Source organism: Paenibacillus sp. 1-8 (assembly GCF_056316205.1).
On record NZ_CM149995.1, the window covers coordinates 218,713 to 238,902 of the forward strand.

Annotated in this window: 16 protein-coding genes, 1 tRNA gene and 1 other RNA gene; 11 read left to right on the forward strand and 7 right to left on the reverse strand. The window is 46.1% G+C overall.

Annotated features, from left to right (window positions below):
* Positions 1-78: 78 nt before the first annotated feature.
* Entirely contained in the window at positions 79-1,188 is a 1,110-nt protein-coding gene (locus AC0WRU_RS00980; protein ID WP_476126865.1) for a DUF3298 domain-containing protein, read from the forward strand.
* Between the two features lie 129 nt (positions 1,189-1,317).
* Here the strand turns inward: AC0WRU_RS00980 and clpP are convergent, their stop codons facing one another.
* Together clpP and AC0WRU_RS00990 are read right to left on the reverse strand one after the other, a co-directional pair.
* Complete coding sequence (clpP, locus tag AC0WRU_RS00985; RefSeq protein WP_025686039.1) at positions 1,318-1,914, reverse strand: ATP-dependent Clp endopeptidase proteolytic subunit ClpP; 597 nt, start codon at positions 1,912-1,914, stop codon at positions 1,318-1,320.
* Positions 1,915-2,124: 210 nt separating this feature from the next.
* Positions 2,125-2,199 (reverse strand) — tRNA-Arg (locus tag AC0WRU_RS00990).
* Positions 2,200-2,434: 235 nt separating this feature from the next.
* Between AC0WRU_RS00990 and AC0WRU_RS00995 the strand changes: the two genes are divergently transcribed.
* The 10 genes from AC0WRU_RS00995 (at position 2,435) to ssrA (ending at position 14,424) form a co-directional block, all read left to right on the forward strand.
* Positions 2,435-3,472 carry a sugar-binding transcriptional regulator gene (locus AC0WRU_RS00995; protein ID WP_476126866.1) on the forward strand — a complete coding sequence of 346 codons (1,038 nt, stop codon included), beginning with the start codon at positions 2,435-2,437 and terminating at the stop codon, positions 3,470-3,472.
* A gap of 92 nt (positions 3,473-3,564) precedes the next feature.
* Positions 3,565-4,575, forward strand: coding sequence for a type I glyceraldehyde-3-phosphate dehydrogenase (gene gap / locus AC0WRU_RS01000; RefSeq protein ID WP_476126867.1), 1,011 nt, complete (start codon positions 3,565-3,567; stop codon positions 4,573-4,575).
* A gap of 123 nt (positions 4,576-4,698) precedes the next feature.
* Complete coding sequence (locus tag AC0WRU_RS01005; RefSeq protein WP_476126868.1) at positions 4,699-5,880, forward strand: phosphoglycerate kinase; 1,182 nt, start codon at positions 4,699-4,701, stop codon at positions 5,878-5,880.
* Between the two features lie 56 nt (positions 5,881-5,936).
* The gene (gene tpiA / locus AC0WRU_RS01010) at positions 5,937-6,689 is read left to right on the forward strand and encodes a triose-phosphate isomerase (RefSeq protein ID WP_071639087.1); all 753 of its coding nucleotides are present in this window, start codon (positions 5,937-5,939) and stop codon (positions 6,687-6,689) included.
* Position 6,690: 1 nt separating this feature from the next.
* Positions 6,691-8,235, forward strand: a complete 1,545-nt coding sequence (gpmI, locus tag AC0WRU_RS01015; RefSeq protein WP_476126869.1) for a 2,3-bisphosphoglycerate-independent phosphoglycerate mutase — start codon at positions 6,691-6,693, stop codon at positions 8,233-8,235.
* A gap of 63 nt (positions 8,236-8,298) precedes the next feature.
* On the forward strand, positions 8,299-9,585 hold the full coding sequence (eno, locus tag AC0WRU_RS01020; protein WP_134911632.1) for a phosphopyruvate hydratase: 1,287 nt from the start codon (positions 8,299-8,301) through the stop codon (positions 9,583-9,585).
* 341 nt (positions 9,586-9,926) lie between these two features.
* Positions 9,927-10,160: a preprotein translocase subunit SecG gene (gene secG, locus AC0WRU_RS01025; protein WP_013368823.1), complete on the forward strand. Its 234-nt coding sequence runs from the start codon at positions 9,927-9,929 to the stop codon at positions 10,158-10,160.
* A 186-nt stretch (positions 10,161-10,346) separates the two neighbouring features.
* Entirely contained in the window at positions 10,347-12,974 is a 2,628-nt protein-coding gene (gene rnr / locus AC0WRU_RS01030) for a ribonuclease R (protein WP_476126870.1), read from the forward strand.
* A 266-nt stretch (positions 12,975-13,240) separates the two neighbouring features.
* The gene (gene smpB / locus AC0WRU_RS01035; RefSeq protein ID WP_014279183.1) at positions 13,241-13,720 is read left to right on the forward strand and encodes an SsrA-binding protein SmpB; all 480 of its coding nucleotides are present in this window, start codon (positions 13,241-13,243) and stop codon (positions 13,718-13,720) included.
* A 339-nt stretch (positions 13,721-14,059) separates the two neighbouring features.
* Positions 14,060-14,424: a transfer-messenger RNA gene (gene ssrA / locus AC0WRU_RS01040) on the forward strand.
* Here ssrA and AC0WRU_RS01045 read toward each other — a convergent pair.
* The 5 genes from AC0WRU_RS01045 to AC0WRU_RS01065 all read right to left on the reverse strand — a co-directional run bounded on the left by AC0WRU_RS01045 (position 14,385) and on the right by AC0WRU_RS01065 (position 19,705).
* Positions 14,385-15,944, reverse strand: a complete 1,560-nt coding sequence (locus AC0WRU_RS01045) for a recombinase family protein (protein WP_476126871.1) — start codon at positions 15,942-15,944, stop codon at positions 14,385-14,387. The genes ssrA and AC0WRU_RS01045 overlap by 40 nt on opposite strands.
* Positions 15,945-16,154: 210 nt before the next feature.
* Positions 16,155-16,322 (reverse strand): hypothetical protein, encoded by a 168-nt coding sequence (locus AC0WRU_RS01050; protein ID WP_192512699.1) that lies wholly within the window; start codon positions 16,320-16,322, stop codon positions 16,155-16,157.
* Positions 16,323-16,422: 100 nt separating this feature from the next.
* Positions 16,423-16,872, reverse strand: a complete 450-nt coding sequence (locus AC0WRU_RS01055; protein ID WP_476126872.1) for a JAB domain-containing protein — start codon at positions 16,870-16,872, stop codon at positions 16,423-16,425.
* A gap of 401 nt (positions 16,873-17,273) precedes the next feature.
* Positions 17,274-19,145: a DNA primase family protein gene (locus tag AC0WRU_RS01060; RefSeq protein ID WP_476126873.1), complete on the reverse strand. Its 1,872-nt coding sequence runs from the start codon at positions 19,143-19,145 to the stop codon at positions 17,274-17,276.
* A gap of 11 nt (positions 19,146-19,156) precedes the next feature.
* Positions 19,157-19,705, reverse strand: coding sequence for a bifunctional DNA primase/polymerase (locus AC0WRU_RS01065; RefSeq protein ID WP_476126874.1), 549 nt, complete (start codon positions 19,703-19,705; stop codon positions 19,157-19,159).
* Positions 19,706-20,190: the final 485 nt, after the last annotated feature.

Consider the following 20,190-nt stretch of genomic DNA (forward strand, 5'->3'; position numbering starts at 1 on the left):
AACGAACATTGGGGTATAGATATAATAAGTAAAGTAATCAATACACAGTACACATCTACAACAGGAGGGATACTTCATATGAACAAGTACACGAAAAAATGGGGCACCGCACTGCTGACAGCGGGAATTTTAGTAGGAGTCGCAGTTGTTCCCGTTTCCTATATCGAAGCAGCTTCATCCAAACAACAGGCTACAGCACAGCAACCAGGTATTTCTATCAAATGGAATGGTAAAACGTTGGCCACCAAAGGGATTCAGGTGAACGGAAGCACATTGATTCCCGTAGCAGTATTGCGCGACAGCCTGGGAATTCCAGTGAGTTATGATGCCAAAACAGCGACTTATACCGTAGGTAGTGGGTACAACAAGCTTTTCATCATGTCCTCTTCCTCGTATACCTATGTCAATGTTAACAGAATCAGCACGCGTAGCATGACCGCCAAACAGATCGCCGGGAAGCTGTACATTCCTATGAGTCTGCTGAAAGACTATCTGGGTATCGATGCTCAGTGGAATGCAGCTCAGAAAACAGTAACATTGAGTAAAAGCCAGCTAAATCCGATCACGATTACGTCCCAATCTCTTCCGGCTTCGAGTGATGCAAAGGTGTCCTACAAGGTTAAGTACCCGCAAATCAGCGGTGGCCAGCTAAACCCTGAAGCTCAGCAGGCCATTAACAGTGTACTCAAAAAGCAAGCGGAGGGAGTACTGGCAGCAGGCAAAAAGCAAGTAGCAGAGGGTGAACCTACAGTAGAAAGACCGTATACTTTCAGTAATGATTTTGTTATTGCCCATAACCAACAAGGGATTTTGAGCATCATTATGGAGGATTACTCCGATACGGCTGGTGCTCATGGTATGACGGCCCGTAAAGGATATACGTTCTCACTCGCTGATGGGAAATTGCTGCAATTGTCTGACGTGCTGAAGGCCAATCCTAATTACAAACAGTTTCTTAATAGCGACCTGAAGAAAAAAATTAATGGTCCAATGGTGAATGAAGGCGGCTTTGGTGGCTTCAAGGATATTGCGGCTAATCCTAATTTTTATGTAACGAATAGCGGTGTGACGATTGTGTTTGACTTGTATGAGTATGGGCCTTATGCGTATGGTATTCCTGAGTTCACTTATTCGTTTGCTCAATTGTTGCCTCAAGGCAGTAAGCCTTTTGCTGGACAGAATGAATAGTACAAATGAATCATTTGTACTATTTATACCCAAAAGAACAGTAAGACGCAAAAAAGCTGCCTACCGGATACAATCATCCGGGGCAGCTTTTTTGGTTTACCAGCTACTCAAAGGCGATAATTCGTTCTCTTATACACCTTCTGGAGAGGAGCTAGTTAGCACTTTATCAATAATACCGTATTCCTTGGCATCATCTGCGGACATGAAATAGTCACGGTCTGTGTCTTTTTCAATGCGCTCCAGTGGTTGGCCTGTGCGATCTGCGAGAATGCGGTTCAATTTGTCGCGCATTTTCAGAATGCGGCGGGCGCGGATTTCAATATCCGTTGCTTGACCTTGTGCGCCACCCAGCGGTTGGTGAATCATAATCTCGCTGTTTGGCAAGGCAAAACGTTTGCCCTTGGCACCTGCGTTCAGCAAGAACGCACCCATGGAAGCCGCCATACCTACACAAATCGTAGACACGTCAGGTTTAATATATTGCATCGTATCGAAAATGGCCATACCAGCTGTGATCGAACCGCCAGGGCTGTTAACATACAAGTGAATGTCTTTTTCAGGATCTTCGGCAGCCAAAAACAGCATTTGCGCAATAATAGAGTTGGCTACAACGTCATTGACGTCCGAGCCCAACAAAATAATGCGATCCTTCAACAGTCTGGAATAAATGTCATAGGCGCGTTCGCCGCGGTTACTTTGTTCTACTACCATAGGAACATAGCTCACGTCAAAAAACCTCCCTTTAATATCGTTAATGGATTTGGTGGACATGCCGATTACACGTCCCTATTTATAAACTGTTACCGTATTAACCACATGATAAACAATTTCAAACAAAAAGTCAAAGAAAGTCAAACTAATGGTTAAAAAAAAAGAGCCCTCTGCGCTCTAGTTGGTTAAAATAGTATATGGAAGCATTTAAACATTCATAAAAAATGGCGCGCCCGCGAGGAATCGAACCTCGATCTCAGGCTCCGGAGGCCTACGTCATATCCGTTGGACCACGGGCGCACAGCTAATTGGAAACAAAGATGATTATATGATATACGGCATTGAATTGCAAGCTTTTATTACGTGCGCATATTCACATAAAAAGTTGAGAAATATAGGTTCAGATAGACTTGCATGTAGAGCAAATATTGGTTAAGATATACGTGGGACTTAAAAAGTTAACCCGGGACGTTTTAAGACCAGTTAGTGATATAGCATTAGAGACAGAACTTAGAAGTGTGCGGGAGTGGAAAGCATGCGAAAGATATTAGAAATACAGAAGCAGCTTCTGCCCGACCTCATGGATGTTTTGAAAAAAAGGTACACGATCCTGCATCAGATTATGCTGTCCGATGTCATTGGACGCAGAACGCTGGCAGCTTCACTGAACATGACCGAGCGCGTGTTGCGCGCCGAAACTGATCTTCTTAAAGCCCAAGGGCTGATTGAGATTGAGAGTGTGGGCATGAAGGTGAGCAAAGCAGGACTGGATCTGCTGGAACAGCTGGAGCCGATTGCGAACAACTTGTTCGGCCTGTCCCAATTGGAGGATCAGATTCGTCAAGCCTATGGTTTGAGGAAGGTGGTTGTCGTTCCAGGGGATTCGGATGCTTCTCCTTTAACGAAGCAGGAGCTGGGCCGTGCTGGTGCAAAAGCGCTGCTGAGCGTTATGGACGACGAGGATGTAGTCGCCGTAACAGGTGGCACGACGATTGCGGACGTGGCGGACCAACTGACACTACCTGCTAATGGCCCACTTAAGGGCGGATGGTTCGTACCGGCACGCGGGGGTTTGGGAGAAAGCATGGAAATGCAGGCCAACACAATTGCTTCCACAATGGCTCGCAAGGTCGGCTCACAATACCGTCTGCTCCATGTACCAGATTTGCTCAGCAATCATGCTTACAACTCCCTGCTTGAAGATGCGAATATTCAGGATATTTTGAGCCTGATTCGAGAGAGTCGGATCATCATTCACGGGATAGGCAACGCCATAGCGATGGCACGCAGACGCAAGCTTGACCCCGAAACCTTTGCCCAGATCAGCAGTGAGGGCGCGGTTGCCGAATCGTTTGGCTATTATTTTAACGAAGACGGTGTCGTTATTCACAAAATGCTGACGCTTGGACTTCGCTTGGAGGATATCAGGCGTACCGAGACGGTTCTAGGCGTGGCTGGAGGTAAGAGCAAGGCGGCCGCTATTCATGCAGTGCTGCGTTTCGGGCAGGAAGATATTCTTGTCACCGACGAAGGCGCTGCTGCTGAAATTGTAAGCCATTATTTGAATGGTTAATACGGATTTATGAATTGTGTTGTCTTGACGGGCTTTCGGGTCTGTCTTGAATATATAAACTAAACTAAACGAACTTTGGGAGGAACTCACTCATGACAGTTAAAGTTGGTATTAACGGTTTCGGACGTATTGGACGCCTTGCTTTCCGCCGGATTCAAAACGTGGAAGGTATTGAAGTAGTAGCAATTAATGACTTGACAGATTCCAAAATGTTGGCACATCTGTTGAAATATGATACAACACAAGGTACTTTCCAAGGAGAAGTAGAAGTACACGATGGCTTCTTCAAAGTTAACGGTAAAGAAGTTAAGGTTTTGGCTAACCGCAACCCTGAAGAACTGCCTTGGGGAGACCTGGGCGTAGATATCGTTCTGGAATGCACAGGTTTCTTCACAACTAAAGAAGCTGCTGAGAAACATTTGAAAGGCGGCGCTAAAAAAGTTGTTATCTCCGCTCCAGCTACTGGCGACATGAAAACTGTCGTTTACAACGTAAACCATGAAATTCTGGACGGTACTGAAACTGTAATCTCCGGTGCTTCTTGCACAACGAACTGCCTGGCTCCTATGGCTAAAACACTGCAAGACAAATTTGGTATCGTTGAAGGCCTGATGACTACAATTCATGCTTACACTGGCGACCAAAACACTTTGGATGCTCCACATGCTAAAGGTGACTTCCGTCGTGCTCGCGCAGCAGCTGAAAACATCATTCCTAACACAACTGGTGCTGCTAAAGCCATCGGTCTGGTAATTCCTGAACTGAAGGGTAAACTGGATGGCGCGGCTCAACGTGTACCAGTACCAACTGGTTCCCTGACTGAGCTGGTAACTGTTCTGGAGAAAAACGTAACTGTTGAAGAAATTAACGCTGCGATGAAAGAAGCTTCCGATGCTGAATCTTACGGCTACACTGAAGATGAGATCGTTTCTTCCGACATCAAAGGTATCACTTTCGGTTCTTTGTTTGACGCAACTCAAACTAAAGTCCTGACTGTTGGCGACAAACAACTGGTGAAAACTGTAGCTTGGTACGACAACGAAATGTCCTACACAGCACAATTGATTCGTACGTTGGAATACTTCGCTAAATTGGCTAAGTAAGAACAGTCTCATCGCGCAACATCATAGAGCGGAAACAGCAGTTATTGTTTCCGCTCTTTATATATCAAAATGTGCCTTAAATTCCTGTTTCGTAAAATTAAAAGGGTGCGGAGGAATACGGAGATGAACAAAAAGAGCGTACGTGATATAGAACTGAATGGAAAACGGGTGTTTGTTCGTGTAGATTTTAACGTTCCGGTTGAGGACGGTAAAATTACGGATGACAAGCGTATTCGTGAAACCTTGCCAACGATTAACTACCTGATTGAAAAAGGTGCAAAAGTTATTTTGGCGAGTCACTTTGGACGTCCAAAAGGTCAGGTCGTTGAATCCATGCGTCTGACTCCTGCTGGCGTGCGTTTGTCTGAACTGCTCAAAAAGCCTGTTGTTAAAGTGGACGAAGCAGTTGGTGAGGCTGTTAAAGCGAAAGTGGCTGATCTGCAAAACGGCGACGTGCTGTTGCTTGAAAATGTACGCTTCTATCCAGGAGAAGAGAAAAATGATCCTGAACTGGCAAAGCAATTTGCTGAACTGGCTGACATTTTCGTGAATGACGCATTTGGTGCAGCGCACCGTGCTCATGCTTCCACAGAAGGTATCGCGCATCTTCTTCCAGCTGTTTCCGGCTTACTGATGGAGAAAGAATTGTCTGTAATCGGTAAAGCTCTTTCAAACCCAGATCGTCCTTTTACAGCCATTATCGGCGGTTCCAAAGTAAAAGACAAAATCGACGTGATTGACAATCTGCTGAACATTGCAGATAACGTAATCATTGGCGGCGGTTTGGCTTATACATTTTTTAAAGCTCAAGGTCATGAAGTGGGTCAATCCCTACTGGATGAATCCAAACTGGACGTAGCTCTTGGATTTATCGAAAAGGCGAAGAAGCTCGGCAAAAAATTCTATCTTCCGGTAGATATCGTTATTTCTGACGATTTCAGCGCTACAGCGAACACGAACATTGTGGACATCGACGGTATTCCTGCAGATTGGGAAGGCGTGGATATCGGACCGAAAACACGTAAAATCTATGCAGATGTTATCAAAAACTCCAAATTGGTTGTTTGGAATGGACCAATGGGTGTATTTGAAATGGAGCCTTTCGCTGGCGGTACGCGTGAAGTAGCGGAAGCTTGCGCAACAACAGAAGCATACACCATCATTGGTGGCGGTGATTCTGCGGCAGCGGCTGAGAAGTTCCATCTGGCTGACAAAATGGATCATATCTCTACTGGCGGCGGCGCGTCCCTTGAATTTATGGAAGGCAAAGCACTTCCGGGTGTTGTTGCACTCAACGATAAGTAATCAAACCTGCGCGTAATAAACGCTTTAGGGCACCTAATAGTTAGGAGTTGAAACCATTGAGAACACCGATTATCGCGGGTAACTGGAAGATGTTTAAAACCGTACCAGAAGCTAAAACTTTCATCGAAGAGATCAAAGGCAAAGCAGAGGTTGCAGGAGTGGAAAGCGTGATTTGCGCACCATTTACGAATCTTCCTGCTCTGGTTGAAGCAGTAAAAGGTACATCTATCAAAATTGGCGCACAAAACCTGCACTTTGCAGAAGACGGCGCATTTACAGGTGAAATCAGCGGCGGGATGCTGAAAGATCTGGGCGTAGACTACGTTGTGATCGGACACTCCGAGCGTCGTGAATATTTTAACGAAACCGACGAAACGGTGAACAAAAAGGTTCATGCGGCATTCCGCCACGGCCTGACTCCAATCGTATGTGTAGGCGAAAAGCTGGAAGACCGCGAAGCGGGTCAAACCAAAGAGGTTGTAAAAGTGCAAACTGTAGCAGCTTTTGCTGGTTTGGCTAAGGATCAGGCTGCACAAGTGGTTGTTGCTTATGAGCCAATTTGGGCCATCGGAACAGGTAAATCCTCCACTTCGCAGGATGCGAATGAAGTCATTTCCTATATCCGCAGTCTGATTAAAGAGCTGTACGATGAAAATACAGCCAATGCTGTACGGATTCAGTATGGTGGCAGCGTGAAACCTGAAAATGTGGCTGAATATCTGGGCCAAAGCGACATCGACGGCGCACTTGTAGGTGGCGCTAGTCTTCAACCAGCGTCTTACATCGCGCTTGTTGAGGGGGCGAAGTAAGATGACAGTACCAAAACCGGTAGCTTTAATTATTATGGACGGGTTCGGGCTGCGCGACACCGTGGAAGGCAATGCGGTTGCACAGGCCAACAAACCGAATTACGATCGGTATTTAAAACAGTATCCTCATACAACGCTGACGGCTTCTGGCGAAGCGGTGGGTCTGCCGGAAGGACAAATGGGTAACTCCGAAGTAGGTCACTTGAATATCGGCGCAGGTCGAATTGTATATCAAGACTTGACTCGTATTTCGAAGTCCATCCGTGAGGGTGAGTTCTACGACAATGAAACATTGGTTAAAGCAGTCCAACATGCCAAGAAGAACAACACGAAACTTCACCTGTACGGACTTCTGTCCGACGGCGGCGTGCATAGCCATATCAGTCATCTGTTCGCTATGCTGGACTTGGCGAAAAAAGAAGGCTTAACAGAAGTGTATATTCATGCTTTCATGGATGGACGCGATGTTATGCCTGACAGCGGCGTGGACTTCATGCAGCAGCTGATCGCCAAAATTCAGGAAGTGGGTATTGGTAAAATCGCGACTGTACAAGGACGCTATTATGCCATGGACCGCGACAAACGTTGGGAGCGTGTAGAGAAATCTTACCGTGCAATCGTGTACGGCGAAGGTCCTCAATATACAGATCCAATGGAAGCATTGAAAGAATCGTATGAAAAATCGGTGTTCGACGAATTTGTGGAGCCAACGGTTATTGTGAAGGCCGACGGTAGCCCTGTGGGGCTGGTCGAAAGCAATGATTCTGTTATCTTCCTGAACTTCCGTCCTGACCGTGCGATCCAATTGTCTCAGGTATTCACGAACGCGGATTTCCGTGGCTTTGATCGTGGACCGAAATTGCCTAAAGATTTGCACTTTGTTTGCCTGACATTGTTCAGTGAAACGGTTGAAGGCTTTGTAGCCTACGAACCGAAAAACCTGGATAACACATTCGGTGAAGTATTGGTGCAGAACAATAAAAAGCAATTGCGTATTGCCGAGACCGAAAAATATCCGCACGTTACCTTCTTTTTCAGTGGCGGTCGTGATGTAGAACTGCCTGGCGAAACTCGTGTTTTGATTAACTCGCCTAAAGTGGCTACATATGACTTGCAGCCTGAAATGAGCGCGTACGAGGTTGCGGATGCTGCTGTTAAGGAGATCGAAGCCGACAAGCATGATGCGATCATCCTGAACTTTGCCAATCCGGATATGGTTGGGCACTCCGGCATGCTGGAGCCAACGATCAAGGCGGTAGAGACGACGGATGAATGTGTTGGACGTGTTGTAGATGCGGTTAAAGCCAAAGGCGGCGTTGTTATCATCATTGCCGACCATGGTAACGCGGATATGGAAATTGACGAGCAGGGACGTCCGTTCACAGCTCACACGACCAATCCGGTTCCGTTCATTCTGACTGACGAAAATATCGTTTTGCGTGAGCATGGAATACTGGCTGACGTAGCTCCGACGCTTCTGGATTTAATGCAGCTTCCGCAGCCTGCGGAAATGACAGGAAAATCTATGATTGCATCCCGCAAGTAAGCTTGATTTAATAAGTATAGGCTTGACCAATAAATCATGATCGACAAAGGAGATTAAGTACAAATGACTATTATTTCTGACGTGTACGCTCGCGAAGTCCTCGACTCCCGTGGTAACCCTACGGTTGAAGTTGAAGTATATCTGGAATCCGGTGCTATCGGTAGTGCCATCGTTCCTTCCGGTGCCTCTACAGGCGCTCACGAAGCTGTAGAGCTTCGTGATAACGACAAATCCCGCTACCTGGGTAAAGGCGTTCTGCAAGCTGTTAAAAACGTGAACGAAATCATCGCTCCTGAAGTTATCGGCTTGGATGCTGTAAACCAAGTGGAAATCGACACATTGATGATCAAATTGGATGGTACACATAATAAAGGTAAATTGGGTGCAAACGCAATTCTGGCTGTATCCATGGCTGTAGCTCGCGCTGCTGCTGAAGCTTTGGGTCTGCCACTGTACACTTACCTGGGCGGATTCAATGCTAAACAATTGCCAGTACCAATGATGAACATCGTTAACGGTGGCGCTCATGCCGACAACAACGTTGACGTTCAAGAATTCATGGTTCTGCCTGTAGGCGCGCCTACTTTCAAAGAAGCTCTGCGTGTTGGTGCGGAAATCTTCCACAACCTGAAATCCGTACTGAATTCCAAAGGTTTGAACACAGCTGTTGGTGATGAAGGCGGTTTTGCTCCTAACTTCAAATCCAATGAAGAAGCTTTGTCCACTATTATCGAAGCAATCGAAAAAGCCGGTTACAAACCAGGCGTTGACGTATTCCTCGGTATGGATGTTGCTTCCACTGAGTTCTACAAAGATGGAAAATACACACTGGAAGGCGAAGGCAAATCCTTCACTTCTGCTGAGTTCGTTGACCTGCTTGCTTCTTGGGTTGACAAATACCCAATCATCACCATCGAAGATGGTTGCTCCGAAGATGACTGGGAAGGTTGGAAATTGCTCACTGAAAAATTAGGCAACAAAATCCAATTGGTTGGTGACGACCTGTTCGTAACTAACACAGAGCGTCTGGGTAAAGGTATCGAAGAAAACATCGGTAACTCCATCCTGATCAAAGTAAACCAAATCGGTACGCTGACTGAAACATTTGATGCTATCGAGTTGGCTAAACGTGCAGGATACACAGCTGTAATCTCTCACCGTTCCGGTGAATCCGAAGACAGCACAATTGCTGATATCGCTGTTGCAACAAATGCAGGCCAAATTAAAACAGGTGCGCCTTCCCGTACTGACCGTATCGCGAAGTACAACCAATTGCTCCGCATTGAGGATCAACTGGGTGAACTGGCTCAATACCACGGCCTGAAATCTTTCTACAACCTGAAAAAATAATATTGCGCAAAGATGCTGACTGTGGTCAGGCTGCTGTGATTCAAGAACACGGAGTCTGAGCGCTCGAAGCCATTTACGTAATTACAAAACTGACCTGTTCGCTAACGTGAGCAGGTCTGTTTTTTTGTTTTTTCTTATGTGATGTCGGTTATACTCTTTTGCAAGGCTTAAATGAAGTGGCTCGGTAGAGCTGGTTGTTATCTACTGGAAACTGTGGTAGAATAAAAATAGTGTTTTGCGTTAATTTCCGGCTATTCATAACATGCTATGATCATGTTTTTATAAAAAAGGCTGTGTTGTTTTGCAAAACAGATGTATTAGCTCAGGAGGTGGGATTTTTCATGGAAATCTTTTTGAAAGTGCTGCTCGTTGTATTCTCGATTGCTGTTATTGCGGTTGTTTTACTGCAAAAGGGGAAAAGTGCAGGTTTGTCCGGTGCCATCTCTGGCGGTGCTGAGCATCTGTTCGGCAAGACAAAAGCTCGCGGTATGGATTTGATTTTGCAGCGCGTGACTGCTGTTTTGGGTGCGTGCTTTATGATCGTTTCCGTTTTAGTTGCATTTTTTGCAAAATAAGCTAAATATAACCTTAAGCCTTCGTTTCACGGGAAACGGGGGCTTTTTTGGATTTTGGACAGGCAGGGATGCCGTCGATTAAATTCGTGTATACTAGGGTATGAGTATATGAAGAGCCTTGTATCAGGAACAAGGACCATGCGGATTATTACTGAAAATTAAAGGTCACCCGAGGTGGACGATATTATGATAACAGAGCAACAATTACTTGATTTTATGCGCGAGACCGCATACAAACCTATGACTTACCAGGAGCTTGAGCAGCATTTTGAAATTAAGGACGCGGCGGATTTCCGCGAATTCCTTAAGCTTTTGAACGCGCTGGAGGAAGATGGAAAAATTCTGCTGACCCGGACGAACCGCTATGGTGTGCCGGAACGGATGGATTTGCAGCGCGGACGTTTGCAGGCTCATGCCAAGGGATTTGCTTTTCTGATCCCAGAAGACCGGGAGCACCCGGATGTGTACATTCATGCTAATGACTTAAAGAGTGCAATGAATGGAGACACCGTACTGGTAAGAGTGACGTCGAAGGGACCTTCGGGTGGCCGTTTGGAAGGCGAAGTCGTGCGGATCGTGAAGCGCGCAGTGCTGCAGGTGGTAGGTGTGTTCCAGAGCCAGGAAGCGTATGGCTTTGTTTTGCCGGATGATAAGCGCATTAACCGGGATATTTTTATTCCAAAAGCCAGCTCCAACGGAGCCGTAAACGGTCAAAAGGTCGTTGTGCGCATTGTAAGCTATCCGGAAGGACGAGCTGCGGCGGAGGGCGAAGTGTTGGAGGTACTGGGGCACAAGGATGATCCGGGCGTCGATATTCTATCGGTCATTCGCAAGCATCAGCTTCCAGAAGCTTTTCCCGATGAAGTGACAGAGGAAGCGGAGAAGGCTCCCGATGCGATTACCGAAGAGGAAATTGTACGTCAGGGGCGGCGCGATCTGCGCGATAAAACAATTGTTACGATTGATGGCGAGGATGCAAAGGATCTGGATGATGCGGTTAATGTAGAGCGTCTGCCGAACGGTAACTACCGTCTGGGCGTTCATATTGCCGACGTAGGGTATTATGTGCGTGAGAACTCCAAGCTGGATCAGGAGGCATATAACCGCGGTTGTAGCGTGTATTTGGTCGACCGTGTTATCCCTATGCTTCCGCATCGGCTTTCGAACGGCATTTGTTCCTTGAATCCGCAGGTGGATCGGCTGACTTTGTCCTGTGAGATGGAATTCAATGAGCATATGAAGGTCGTAAAGCATGATGTTTTCACCAGTGTCATTAAAACGAAGGAACGAATGACGTACACCAACGTTCGCAAAATCCTCGAAGAGGAAGATGCTGAACTGATGGAACGGTACAAGGATCTGGTGGAAGACTTCCGCACGATGAAGGAACTGGCGTTGAAGCTGCGAGCTAACCGGATGCGCCGGGGCGCGGTTGATTTTGATTTTGATGAAGCAAAAGTGATTGTGAACGATGAAGGCAAGGCCGTGGATATTGTTAAAAGAGAGCGTACCATTGCCGAGCAGATTATCGAGGAATTCATGCTGGCAGCCAATGAGACGGTAGCCGAGCATTTTCATTGGCTCAAAGTGCCGTTCCTGTATCGGATTCATGAGGACCCGGACCCGGAAAAGCTGCAAAACTTTATGGCTTTTGCCGCCAATTTTGGACACCAGATCAAAGGACGGGGGAATTCTATTCACCCGCGTGCGCTGCAAACGTTGCTGGAAGATATTCAGGGCACGAAGGAGCAAACGGTGCTTAGCACAATGATGCTGCGTTCGATGAAGCAGGCGAAGTATGATGCGGAGTCGACAGGACATTTTGGACTGGCTGCGGAGTATTATTCTCATTTTACATCGCCGATTCGTCGTTACCCTGACTTGGTGATTCACCGTGTTATTCGTGAGGTATTGGAAAATGGCGGGGCTTTAACAGCCGAGCGCCAGGAGTATTTGACTGCACGGATGCCAGATATTGCGCAGCAATCTTCCGAGCGGGAACGTGTGGCTGTGGATGCAGAGCGTGATACGGAGCAGATGAAAAAGGCTGAATACATGCTGGACAAGGTCGGCGAGGAATTCGAGGGAATCATCAGCAGCGTAACCAGCTTTGGTATGTTCATTGAGCTGGACAATACGGTGGAAGGCCTGACGCGTCTGAGTGCGCTTACGGACGATTATTATCATTTTGACGAGCAGCATATGGCGTTGATCGGTGAACGTACCTCCAAGGTGTTCCGCATCGGAGATGAGGTTAAGGTTCGCGTCGCGCGCGTGAATATGGAAGATTACACGATTGATTTTGAACTCGTCGATATGAAGCAGCGGCAACGCCGTGAGCGCACGGGTGGTTCAAAACCAGGCGTTGGCTTTACGCGTGGCGGTGAGGGCCGAGGTAAAGGCAAGCCCAATGAAGGGCGCGATCGTAAGGGTGGTAAGGACAAGGCTGGCAGAGAGCGTAAAGGCGGTCGTGATGCTGCCGGGAAGCCTAAAGAAGCTGGTTCAGGCGTAGGCGGCGGAGGTATTAGTACCGCAGGTCGCACGGGCCGAAGCGGTGGTAACGGAGCAGGAGCTGGCTCAGCCAGCGGCTTCGGTTTTGGCAGCGGCAAGGGCGGTTACAACTCGCCAGCATCAGGTGCGGGTAAACGTAAGAAGAAGACGTCAGCCAGCGGTATTTTTATCGGCGGAGCAGCTACACCAGGCAGTGATGTCAGCCCAAGCGGTGACGGTGCTGTACGTCGTAAGCGCAAGAGCAAGGGTAGCGGTGGTGGCGGTAACAGCACCGCTGGGTTTGTACGGAAAAAGAAAAAGTGAGTGATGTTGATAGTAGCTTACTTTCTTGTTAGATAGATGAATCTTTGGAATCAGTGTATTAAGCTGATCTTTGGTTTAGATTACGGCGGTTTCTGTCTGATGTTTTGGACGGAGGCCGTTTCGTTTTAAAGACTTGACCTTTCTTGCTTTTACCGTCTGGATTTTGTTACAATATAGTTCTAAGCCGCTCATTGCAGTTATTTAGTGAACGGGCTGGAGCTTTCTTTTTACGGAATAGATTACATTAGGAACAAGGAGTGGTATTCATGGGTAAGAAGGCAGACGGGAAAGTGCTCGCCCAGAACAAAAAAGCTTCCCATGACTATTTTATCGAGGATACCTACGAGGCGGGCATGGTATTAACGGGAACGGAAATTAAGTCTTTGCGTAATGGTCGCTCTAATATCAGTGATGCGTTTGCTACCATTCGTAATGCTGAAATTCACATCCACAACATGCATATTAGTCCTTTTGAACAAGGCAATCGTAACAATCCGACCGATCCGACGCGTACTCGTAAGCTGCTGCTGCACAAAGAGCAGATTCGCAAGCTTATTGGTCTATCCAAACAGGAAGGCTACACGATTGTGCCGTTAAAGATTTATGTTCGCAATGGCTATGCCAAGTTGTTGCTTGGACTGGGTAGAGGTAAAAAGCAGTACGACAAACGTGATGCTGCGGCCAAACGTGATGCACAGCGTGATATCCAACGCGCTTTGCGTGAGAAGCAGAAAATTGCGAGATAACGTGACTTGAGTCGGCAGACGAGGTGAAGCCAGCGTGTGATTAGGCTGGAGCTATTTTTTAGGAACTACTTCGTTGTTACTTGAACTATTAGGCATGGTACAAATTACGTGAATAAGCTACTTGTTCCTGTAATGGTGCTATTTTATAGAGCTTAAATGGCTTCATTCCGTTTCGTTATGAAGTGTAATATGGTATACTAATGAAGTAGTAAGTTTTCATGTTTTTGTACTTCTGAGTTTGTTCGACTGTTGAGTCTCAGGATTCAGCTTCCGATATAGTATCATGCATGCTTATGCTCCGGTATTTCCGGATTTATCCGTGGAGCCCTTTTATAATAAGGGGGCGTTTATGGATTCGACGGGGATAGTTCGAGCATGGGTAGCGGGTAGTGGGGACGCGTCCGCTTCATCAACGCTAAAGCCTATTAAACGGCAAACAACAAAACAACTACGCTTTCGCAGCCTAAGAAACTGTGTGCGTGCTTCTACCCAGCATCGTCCATGTGACTGGGATAGGGGCTAACAAATAGTGGAATACGCTGTCTCATCTCCGCCTGCGGTGAGCTGAAGAAGATAATCAGGCTGACCCGAAGGGAATCCGGTGACAGGGAGTTTCTAGGGTGACATCAAAACTGTCACTACACCCGTAGAAGCTTATGTGTCGTTATCTTCGGACAGGGGTTCGACTCCCCTCGCCTCCATCGATCAAATCCACAACTTGTAGCTTAAAGATGACTTCTACGTGTTCTTTGTAGACGATCACCTTTTCTACATAGCTGCCGATGAACTTCTTGATCTCAGGAAGGTTCCGGCTGGTGATGTGGTCCTGAAAGCCAGAAAGCAGTTGTCGCAGAGCATCCTCTGTGATGGCTGCTTTTTCTTTTACTTGCTGAGCCTCAAGAAGTTTCGTTTCTAGCTCAATCTTTTGCTGTTCCAGTGAGGACAACTTTTCAAGAATGGTAGGATTGTTCAGACCGCCAGCCACCGCATTTACAATGTTATCAATCTGGCGCTCCACACCTTCCAGACTCTTGGTCAGGCGTTGTTGATCGGCTTTCACATTTGTTTGCTTGGATTTCTGGTAATCATTAAGTTGTTTAGCCAGAACAGGGATAGCTTCATCGTTAAAAATCTTCTCTTGGAGTTGGGCTAGTACATAGGCTTCAATGTACTCCCGACGCAGCTCAGGGTTCTTGCATGCCTTTGTTCGGTCACGGTTGCCGCAACGGTAGGTGACATATTTCAGTTTGCTTCTACCGCTATATTTGGTATTGCCCATCATGGCATACTGAATACCTACGTTTTTTAAACATTCCCCGCAAACAATGAGTCCGCTAAGCAGGTACATTTCTTTTGCCTTGTAAGCACCAGGCTGACGTTTGTTTTGATCCATCTTTTCCTGTGCCTTCTGGAAATCTTCCTTGGTTACAAGTTGTGGCATACCACCTTCGACACGAATCACATCTTCACTATTTTTATGTCGATTGCCATTACGCTTACCAGCCGCATCCTTGCTGTCGGTGAGGTTGAAAATGTAGGTGCCTTTGTACTTTTCATTGCGAAGAATGGTACCCAAGGTGCCCTTGCTAATAGGTTTGCCATAACGAGATTTGTAACCTTGCTCCGTCAGTTCCCTAATGATTTGGTTGTAGCCGTGACCAGCGAGGAACATCGAAAAAACAGTTTCAACGATACCGCGTTCCTCTTCATTGATGATGTACTTTTTTGTTACAGGATCAACAGCATAGCCGATGGGAGGCAAGCCGCCTGTATGCTTGCACTGGTAGGCTGTTTCTTTCATCCCCTTCATGACCTCACGGGCCAAGTTTTTGGAATAGTATTCGGCCATACCCTCCAGCAAAGATTCCAGAATGACACTTTCGGGGGAGCCATCTAGGTTTTCGGTGACGCTGTACAGTTTGATACCGTTCAATTTCAATTTGCGTTTGTATTTAGCACTGTCGTACTTGTCACGGCTGAACCGATCCAGTTTATGAACAATCAGTACATCAAATAATCCTTTTTCACTGTCGGCAATCATCTGCTGAAACTGTGGTCGTTTGTCGGAGGTCGCACTTTTGGCGCGGTCGATATAGATTTTAACGAGTTCAAAGCCTTTTTGTTTGCAGTAGGCTTCAATGGCTCGAACCTGAGCGTCAATGGATTCATCCCGTTGATTATCACTGGAAAAGCGAGCGTAAGCTACGGCGCGTTGAATGGTCATTAGTATAGTTACCCCTTTCGATGTAGGCGAATGATGATGGTGATGAATTTATAAAAGAAGGTGAATCTGAGGGAAAAAGCAGCCCCTCTGTAAAAGGAGAGGCCACAGAAATATGAAATACATAAAAGCGTTAAATCATTAAAGTGTGTGAATGTGTTTGCGTTCTGAAAAGTCTACCGCTCAGGTATCTTCAGGAACGTAACTGTGAGCCTATCGTTTTCGCTTTAAAATGATATCTAGCATTTCAACAGCGGGTTGGTAGTATGAAGTTGTCGTTTCCCGTACCTGATCGGCGGACATCCAGGATGAAGCATCGGGATCTGTACAGAACTGCTTTAGCTTGTGTCTGGAAATACGAGTTAAATAATGTCTTGGCATGAGGACAAAAACCCCTTTACTTATCTTTTTTTAGATTGGGCGATGATCTCGAATGCCAACTGAGCAGCAGCGACGATCAACGTGAGTATGGCTTGATTCATTACATGAGCCCCCTTTGCTTGAGGCTGACAAACGAGTCATCGCCCAAAATGATGTGATCCAGCAGTTCAATGCCTAAAATAACACCGCTTTGTTGAAGCCGCTTGGTCATGTCCAGATCTTCCGTAGAAGGATCTGGCTTGCCAGAAGGATGATTATGACAGGCAATGATGGACGCAGCGTTGGACAGCACCGCTAGTTTAAATGTCTCCCTCGGGTGTAACAAGGACGAGCTGAGTGTACCCAGTGAAACCAACTGTAAGGCCATGGGCTGGTTCTTGGTGTTCAGGGTTAGGACACAAAAGGCCTCCCGGTCACAGTCCCCGATGAACTCCCGGAAAAGGCAAACGGTATCCTCGGGCCTGTGAACCACCCGATCTGCAAAGAGCAGGGATTTTTCTCGAATGGTGTGCAAGTGCAGAACTTGTACACGTTTAGCGGCTTGCTTCATTAATGCTCCTCCTTCAAACAGGTTGTGATGTAGTCTTGTGGTCAGGACTACAAAGATATAATGTCTGTTTGAAAAAAGAGTTGAAACGGATTACCTGTTTAGGTGGTGGCGCTAGAGCGACCCGAAAGGGACGTTTGTGAAAGCTGTGCCACTAGCCTCTTTCTTTGCAGGGCATGGCTTTTTTAGGTGTCGTGGCGTTTGTGACCCTTTTTCTGGGAAACTACTCTTTTTATTTTTAGATATTGAAGGATTAAAAAATTTGTCAGGGGGAGGAAAAAGAAGCCACAAGCGCCCCACTTTCTCCAAAATCCTTACCGGGCAAGGAATTGAGATGTGGCGTGCCTTCGATGTACCTGTCACACCCTCGCCCCTGACTGTCCCACAACGCCTCTTGCTACCGTTTAATCCAGGTCTTCAATGCTATCAACGACTTGGATCTGAGTGCTATTCATCCAAGAAGGCTTAGGGGCGGTTTTCAGGCAAATGCCTCTGATTAAGCGTTCCCCGCCAGACTTATCCGGTTCAAATACAATTCCTTGTTCCTTCAAAACTTCTTTCACTTTACCCGTCAGTTGCTGATTACTGATGTTGGACAGACCGTTATGGCCTTCACGGTGACACCAGCTTACAAAACCAACTTTTAAATCCTTGTTAAGCAGCTTACTCTCAGGTTTAGCTTCAATCATATCCTCAATAAACACTTGAATTGGATTAATCATTTGGCTGTACTGGTTAGCCAGTTGCTGTACCTTTTTCGACTTTGTAAAAAGGTATGAGTGTTTACGTAAACGCTTCAATCCTTCTAACGCAAAGTTCAAAATACCTGAGCCTTCCTTCATCAGTTTTACTTTCAAATCCGGATCTTTCTGAGCGTCCGTGTACGTTTTTTCAAAGGGAACCATGGTCATTTTACGGATTAGTCCGTAGCTTTTGTCCTTGGAGTAGGGCAGGTTGTTCGTTGCGAAAATAAGCTTACAAAATAGTTCCTGCATGTACCCTTGTTTAAATTTTTCTTCAATACGAACGGGATCACCGGAAGCAATGGCCTTTAGGTAGCTTGTTTCAATCCCTTTACTGCCAACTTCATTTTCCGTCGTAATATTGACCAGTTTGTTGATCATCTCGGAACGGGCAAAAGGTTTTTCTAGGTCATTTAAAGAGAGAGCCGATGTATTACGTTCTCCAATCAGGCTTTTTAGCACATGAACGAGCACGGACTTCCCGTTAGACCCTTTTCCGTAAAAAAGAAAGACTTGTTCAGCTTGGGTGGATGTGGTAAGACAGTAGCCAAAGATTTCTGCAATGAGGTCAATACGTTCCTGGTCGTGATCAAAAATGTCCTTCAAAAAGGCTTCAAAATTCGGACAGGGAGCTTGAGGTTTATAGTCAATGGGAACCTGTACACTGGAATAGAACGTAGGATCATGCTCCTCTAACTTAAAGTTGCGTAGGTCAAGCATCCCGTTTTTCAGGTTAATGTAGTCTCGCTTGCTGTCCATCGTATCTTTTAATGTGCAATCCCGTTGCAAGGCGGTCATGTACTCTACTTCAAGCTTAGTGCTCCAAAAGTAGGGAGCCCAAGTATGAAGAATGTTTCGTACATTGGTTTTGAGTACATCAGGAAGTTGATCCTCCCACACACCAGCTTTGTAAACATAGTAGCGTTGCTCAGGGGCCACAAAAATAGTGTTGAGGTAATGATGAAGAATGAATTCTGCAAATTTGTTAGAGTTTAAGCGTTTCGGCTGATTGGTGTTATCTAAGGTAAACCCGGCGTCTTTCAAACCTAGATTCTGTGTAGACTTTAGCTTGGCTGTTATGGACGTAAAGGGGTTAGGGGTTTTAGTTTTGGGTTGGCTTAACATTTTAGCAGGACTATTCACAATGATTCCCTCCTCATTTTTATGTACACGGTGTTGAAAGCAAGTGGCGATTTGTTGTTCATCACAGCCAAACGTGCGGCAGCGCGTAGGCGGCTTCTTGTTCTGCTGTAATTGGTGAATACGATTCTGGCTATGTTTATCGTGTTTATCCGAAAGCGCCGAAAACTCCAATGCTAATTCCTCTGGGAGTAACTGTACCCACTTAAACCAGGTTTCTTCATCCAGGCCCTGTTGTTGCTGGGTGACGTAATCCTGGGCAAAACGGGGGCAACGATCGTGCAAGGTTTTCAGGCTCCCTTGTACGTTGGTTTGTACAGATGCAAACGTGTTTTTGTTGGTCGGCACCCGAGTAGGACACTGAAAAATCCAAGAAGGTGCTTCTGCCAGCACTGCACTGGCCTTTAGGGTTCGATGATCCATTGGTATTGACCTCCGTTAGTATGAATGGACGGGGGAAGAACGGTCTGACGTCCACTTCCCAACACGTTTACTTCGCAATGTGACTCCGTCGGGTGTCGCTTTACCCAACTAGTGAACGACGATCCTTCAGGGATTTTGTACAAGTACCTCATTCCTCCGCCTGGGGTACTGAATTGCCATGTAGAGGGTACATCCCCTTGGGAAAGGCGCTCTAGGATGTCAAAACCCTTCTCTCCATCCACGTCAATGCCGAGGATGCCACTGTTCTCACCTAGCACCAATCCGATGTTACATGACGTATATTTGGATAGCCAAGAGTCAATTTTGGCTTTGGATGGTGGTTCAGCCTCTTGCCATTCCTTGAAAAAAGGGGCTTTTCCAGGATGACTGCACGTTTCTTTATGCCTCTCAGACATTCCTTCGTGATCGTGAGGGCAAAGCGGAATGACAGGTAAGCCCATATCGGCATACTTGTAAAAGTACTTTCGAATTTCCTGAGCGTGTTGGTTTTGACCTTTTGCAGTGTTCATACTGTTTCCTCCTCAAAGCAGGTGAAAATACGCATCAGTGTTGCTCTCTTCTCAAAAGACTTTCCTAAAAAGGCGGAACATGTAGGGCGGGATGTAAACTTATCTGGTGAACATAGCAACTAGAGATAAGGAAATACAAACAATAGGAAAGTAAAATGATGCGTGATAATATTTCGAAGTTGATCTCGTAATATAAAAATCAAGTAATATTCAACTTTCAAAGAGCTGCCAAGTGATCATATAACAAGGATTTTTGCTTGTAAAGAGGCAGTTAATCAAGAGATATTCGTAAATAAAGGGATATGGGATTTCCGATTTCCAGAAAAAATATTCATAGTTATTCTTGAAAATAAAGTATTTTATTCGTATTATGAATATATAAAAAGGAAGGATAGAGAGGAGAAGAGTTTCCTGAGAATTTTCCCAGGTAGGACAACGGTTTCGGGGCTATGAATGTTATTCAGTATTTTAAGAGCATTTTTGTT